The 5,389-nt window shown below is 43.9% G+C and carries 6 protein-coding genes; 2 read left to right on the top strand and 4 right to left on the bottom strand.

Translation table 11 applies throughout. The annotated features are described in order from the left end of the window. Together DK187_RS20690 and DK187_RS20685 are read left to right on the top strand one after the other, a co-directional pair. Positions 1 to 413, top strand: a 413-nt coding sequence (locus DK187_RS20690) for a bacteriophage T4 gp5 trimerisation domain-containing protein (RefSeq protein ID WP_420870154.1), incomplete at its 5' end; no start/stop codon positions are given. Positions 414 to 537: 124 nt separating this feature from the next. Next, a complete protein-coding gene (locus tag DK187_RS20685) occupies positions 538 to 1,587 on the top strand; it encodes a formylglycine-generating enzyme family protein (RefSeq protein ID WP_111609190.1) in 1,050 nt (349 codons plus the stop codon). Positions 1,588 to 1,666: 79 nt separating this feature from the next. Here DK187_RS20685 and DK187_RS20680 read toward each other — a convergent pair whose 3' ends face one another. The 4 genes from DK187_RS20680 to DK187_RS20665 all read right to left on the bottom strand — a co-directional run. Continuing rightward, on the bottom strand, positions 1,667 to 3,070 hold the full coding sequence (locus DK187_RS20680; protein ID WP_162623575.1) for a hypothetical protein: 1,404 nt from the start codon (positions 3,068 to 3,070) through the stop codon (positions 1,667 to 1,669). Further along, on the bottom strand, positions 3,007 to 4,224 hold the full coding sequence (locus DK187_RS20675) for a LysM peptidoglycan-binding domain-containing protein (RefSeq protein ID WP_111609188.1): 1,218 nt from the start codon (positions 4,222 to 4,224) through the stop codon (positions 3,007 to 3,009). Before DK187_RS20675 ends, DK187_RS20680 begins: the two co-directional genes overlap by 64 nt. A 54-nt stretch (positions 4,225 to 4,278) precedes the next feature. After that, positions 4,279 to 4,839: a DUF4123 domain-containing protein gene (locus tag DK187_RS20670; protein WP_111609187.1), complete on the bottom strand. Its 561-nt coding sequence runs from the start codon at positions 4,837 to 4,839 to the stop codon at positions 4,279 to 4,281. Between the two features lie 127 nt (positions 4,840 to 4,966). Then, positions 4,967 to 5,389 (bottom strand): bacteriophage T4 gp5 trimerisation domain-containing protein (locus DK187_RS20665; RefSeq protein ID WP_420870153.1); only part of this gene is annotated, 423 nt, incomplete at its 5' end.

Raw genomic sequence — 5,389 nt, 5'->3', positions numbered from 1 at the left:
TCCTCAACGACAGCATCACTCACATCGGTCACGACCAACACAGACAAATCGACAACGACCGCTTCACACGGCTAAACAACAACGACCACCTCACCATTAAGGGAGAAAGTCGTCACAAGATAGACAAAGACCACACCCTCACCATCGACGGCAGCTTGCAGCAAAAAGTAGGTTCGAAAGCGGTGCTCGATGCTGGGAATGAGATTCATCTAAAAAGTGACAGCAAAGCCGTGATTGAGGCTGGATCAGAAATGACAGTCAAAGTTGGTGGCAACTTTATTAAAATAGACGCTGCAGGTGTGCATGTCGTAGGCTCCGCCATCAACTTCAACTCAGGCGGAAGTGCTGGATCGGGTAGTGGTTTTAGTGGCTTTGAACCTGAGCCACCGATCACAAAGCCACCACAAAAATAAATATACCGAAAAAGCATACCCAAAAGAAGAAGGCAGACTTTTACATTGACAGTGAAGCCCGCTTTCTTCGTTTTTTTCTGGTTTTGGCTGCTTTATAATAAGCTAAACCGACATTAAAGGATGAATGATGGCTCTGTATCGTACCTTCCTTCGCGCCTTACCTTATAACATTTCTCGATTCGTATTGGCGGCGCCTATGCTTGCTTCTTTGATGGCCTGCTCGCAAACGCCCTCTGTAGAAAGTAAGGTAATTGATGACAATAAAGTCGTGGAGATTCAAAAGACCATCGCTGAAAAATACCCTAATGCCGATGCAGAACTACAGCATCACATCTTAGACGTGGCCGTTAAAGCCATTGATAACATGGTTTTTATTGAAGGTGGCAGCTTCATGATGGGGGATTTTGGTATGCCTTGTGAAATGGACAATTTGTTTTTGGCCGAATGGAACCCTAATGTACAGTGTGCGTCAAACATCAACAGCCTACGTTACGGCACGATTAACCTACATAAAGTGACTCTGAGTAACTATTCTTTAGCTAAGTTTGAAACCACTTACTACGACATGAATGCCTACCGTTTAGTCCATCAACTGCCATTAATTAACGCAGAGTACAATGAAAGCTGGCTACAAAGACCCACACCAACCAAAACTTGGCAAGAAACGAAAGATTATTGCACTTGGCTAGGAGACATTACTAATTACCCTTTTGGCTTGCCGACGGAAGCCCAATGGGAATATGCAGCACGTAACCGCGGACAAAACATCTATTACGCCACCAACGATGGTCACATAAAGCGTGAAGGAGGTGGACGTTATATAAGAGATAGCAATAACCAGCGCATCTGGAAAGATTGGCCAGCAGAAGAGTGGAACTACCCAAGAGCAGGAAACGCCTTTAATGATGTGGGCAGTTTCCCTCCCAACCCTCTCGGAATCTATGACTTAAGTAATAATGCCACAGAGTGGGTAAATGACTGGTTCTCGGCCGATTATTACGCAAACTCTCCAGAACACGACCCTCAAGGCCCAACTACAGGTACTAATAAGGTACAAAGAGGTTGGCAGGATGATAGACCTATTGTGACCGCACGCTCCATTGGAGAAGATAAAGCTAAATATTATTCGATGTATGGTTTTCGTTGCGCATTACATCAAAAAGTACCACTTTAAACTTAACGCAGTACAAAATAATGGGCGTATACCCGTCCGTTATTTTGTACTAGTTTTCAACGCTAGCTATATCCTTCTTTTATAGTGTCTGCAATTTATTCTCAAAGGCCCTACCAGTTAAAGGTTGAAATGCCATGGCTTCACTTCGGTTTATATCATCTTGCTCTTCCGCTACCCAAGCGATCCAACTATTAAATTGCCTTTGCTGAGTTCCATCAAGAATATGATTAATACGAGCTAAATTATCAAACAGAGCTTTATCTTCGGATTGTTTCACCCCATCTGGGTTCATGTGTGCTAACACTTCTTCTAGCTTGCGCCACGAACGACCGATACTTTGTTTTAGCAGTTTATTAATGGCTTTTTCCTGATCTTCTTCAGCCCTAAAAACAAAGGTATCTACCAAAACATCTAGTAACATACCAATGGTTTCTGGTGGCAATAAATTCATATCCACACCGCTGAACGTACCGTCCTTACTATTAAGAATAGCTAAGGTGATACGTTGACCAAACTCTTCTCTATATACCTGCTTTTTCCATCCTTCTACCTTTTTGCCCCACCATGTATTTATTTCTTCAGCACCACTGTTAATGGCATCGACTAAAGTAATGGCAGTGCGAAGTGGCAAGGTAAAATAGTAAAAAGCGGCTCGGCATAAATACTGGTAGGCCTCTTCGTTAATGCATTCGACCGTTCGGTAATCAGCCACTTTTAACGCTTCCCAGATAATTTTTGCTAACGGCCATATTTCTTTAAAATCTACCGTCGTGCCAAAGCCCCCAGATCCGCCTGGCCCAAATGCAAGGCTCGCTTTACAGTAAACGATAAACTTACCACCCACCAAAGCAAGCTGAAATTCCCCACCAAAGGCTGCACCTAAAGACACATTGCCCATGGCCTTTATACCAGCAAGGGTATTAAATTGTTGTTCGCCTCTTTTTTCTGGTCGCTCCCACTGAAAGTTACCTTCAACCTGCCCGCCGACCTGAGCACCCGCAAATGCGGCACCTTTCAAACCAACTGAGCCAGATCCATTCTGCACCCCCATTCCCACATCTCTTGCTAATAGTACGGTAGCGCCTGAACTTTCTAATTCGTCTTCTCGACTAATATTACCATCGGTTTTTTTCGTGCTCGCGGAAACACCAACTTCAGCAGACGCCGTTACCCCAGCGAAGCAACTTAACGTAATGTTGAACCCAAGACGAAATTGCCCTAAAGGGTGCTGTGCATCCTTTCCATTGGCATCTTTGTAAACAATATAAAAGTAATATCCTTGGCTATGAGGCAGAGTAACAGAGCTGGTAATTTTGCCCTCTAATAACGATGCCTCTGCACCAACAGAGGCTCCAATATCAACGTTTCCCTTTTTCGGTTCAATGACACTTTTGACATCCGTATGCAGGCAAAAGCGCATCAATTGAGCTTCTCCTGATGTCGCAAAAATAGACTTGTCACCTTCTTCAGCGAAATAGACCACTCTTTATACTTTAAATCAGCGACTGAATTGGATAGCCATTTACCTTCCAATTTACCAAAGGCACCATTTTCTTTGTCTTTTACAATGTCCTTTTTTATGTCCTGTAAAATCCCTTTTGCAATCGCCTCTTTGCCACCGCCGCTGGCCAGTGCGGCATTCAAATGCGTATTAGATGAACGTTTTCTTGTCCAAGACCACTTTTTCTTGCTAATAACATAGTCTTCACGGATATAAATAATACGCTGCTGTGTCACCAGAAACACTTCAAACACCCGAAACACGCGAGTTGTTGTAACCTTTAGATTACGAGTATTGGACAGTTTGTCTAATTTAATGCCTTGTGCACTGCTCCCTCCGCCACTTTTCTTCTTTTGCTCTTCTTTTTCTGCTTTTTCATCTAGCTTGCACTGTTGCACATCACACAAAGCCTGCCACTCGGCTAGTTGTGTCTCCAATACCTTATTAATCTGGTTCCGTAAAACTTTTACAGAACTCTCGTCTTTAAAAATACCGTCACTGCTGTAATAACCATTAAGGATGGCCTTGCGCTGTTCAATCTTTTTAATCTTGTCTGCCAAAGAGTCTTCAGTCGAACTTTCCGATTTGTTTTCTTTCGTTTTTTTTTCAGGCTCTAAGGCAAACAGACCAGCAGTAGATGCGCGCTCTAAAAATGCTTCTTTTTTGTCTTTGTAGGCTTCAATCGCTTTGCTATCAGCACTATCTGCATCAGGTGACTCTGCAGTTAACGCTTGGTATTCTTTGGCAAAACCCGCCACAATATCGGCTTCTTCTAATAAGTCTTTCTGTTGCTCCTCATTCAGCACAATGTAATCGGCAGGGCCTTCCCCTGTGAACATCAAAACATCACAAACTTCCATACCCTCACAAGCTGGCTTACCTGCAATACAACCTTCTTCATTAAGAGCAATCGCATTTGGATCAATCGGAGGAATAGATTCTTTTTCTTCAGGTTCTGCCGTAGAGGTAGCATCTTCATCAGAGGGAAGAATTAGCGTCTCGCCAGGGTGAATTAAATTCGGATTAGCTTGATACTGAGGGTTTAGCTCTAACAATTTGAGGTAGCTAACGCCCTGTTCAACGGCAATTTTAAGGAGCTGATCACCCTCTTTTATAACGTAGGTTTTATTCGACATGAGTTACTTTCCCTGTTCTGCCCATTTTTGCTGAATAGCAGTCATTTTTGTGAGTTACTCGGAGCTCAACACAAAACCAGAATATCCTGCTGTTGGTTCAATTGATTGATCCGAAATGCCCCTTGCATTAAGTGCCATCCAAGTGTGATGAAACCAATGAATTGAGCTTATACCAGATACAAAACTGGCTTTTTCGTCTTGATTTAATCCACATAACAACGGAAGCAACATACGAGGTTCGTAATAACGTAATAGCGCTTTGGCTTGCCCTGTTTGAATGGTCAGGCGCTGCCTTGCCCAATCAAAAACAAACTCAAAAGGTTGAGTCCTTTGTATAAAACATCCAGAAGGCTTTTCTTCAAGTCGCCGCTTTAAAACAGTAAATGAATCATTTTGGGGTGAGAGCTGAACAATAATCGGTCCTTTGTCAGCTAAATCACGATATTCAGTATCGGCAAAGAGCCTGGCATGGCGAAGGTCTGCCACCCCTTTTTGGTAAACCACTTGCATCAAGTCTGGCTCAAGAAGAGGTTCGACAATGGCATAGGTGTACTTCGGCATTAGCTCAGGCGATTCAGTGGTTATGTCATATTCACTTAGGAATGAATCGAACATGGCTTGCCTCCTGAACAATCACAATGCTCGATTAACAAAGCACCCGATACAACAGAAGGTTCATAATCAAGAGCCAATGTAGCTTCTGGCGGTGGCGGCGAAACGATACCACCCGGCAACAATGGCATTAGTTCACTAAATCCACTGCCCGATCCGGCACGTTTAGGTTGATAGCGGCGCCGACCATATGAACACCACCACTGTCGATTTTGACAAAGCTGCCGCCCGCGGCAAGGATGATTTCTGCCTCTGCTTCAATCACGGTTTTGTCACCACTCTTGAAGTGTATTTCTTCGCCCGCTTCTAGTACGACAATTTTTCCGACTTTCTGCTGCAAGCTACCGTCGATGCTGATGGTCTGGTCTTTACCAATCTTATGACGACTTTCACCCTTGATGGTCAGGTGGTCATTGCCTGTGCCGTTTTCTCCGCCGATTTGGGTAAAGCGGTCGTTGTCGATTTGTCGGTGTTGATCGTGGCCAATGTGGCTGATGCTGTCGTTGAGCACATCGGTTTCCATGTCTTTTTGGGCATGTAGGTAGACTTTTCG

This window comes from Marinomonas arctica, assembly GCF_003259225.1.
GTDB lineage: Bacteria > Pseudomonadota > Gammaproteobacteria > Pseudomonadales > Marinomonadaceae > Marinomonas > Marinomonas arctica.
The sequence above is the reverse complement of the archived record's forward strand: the minus strand, read 5'-3'. Positions and strand labels throughout refer to the sequence as shown.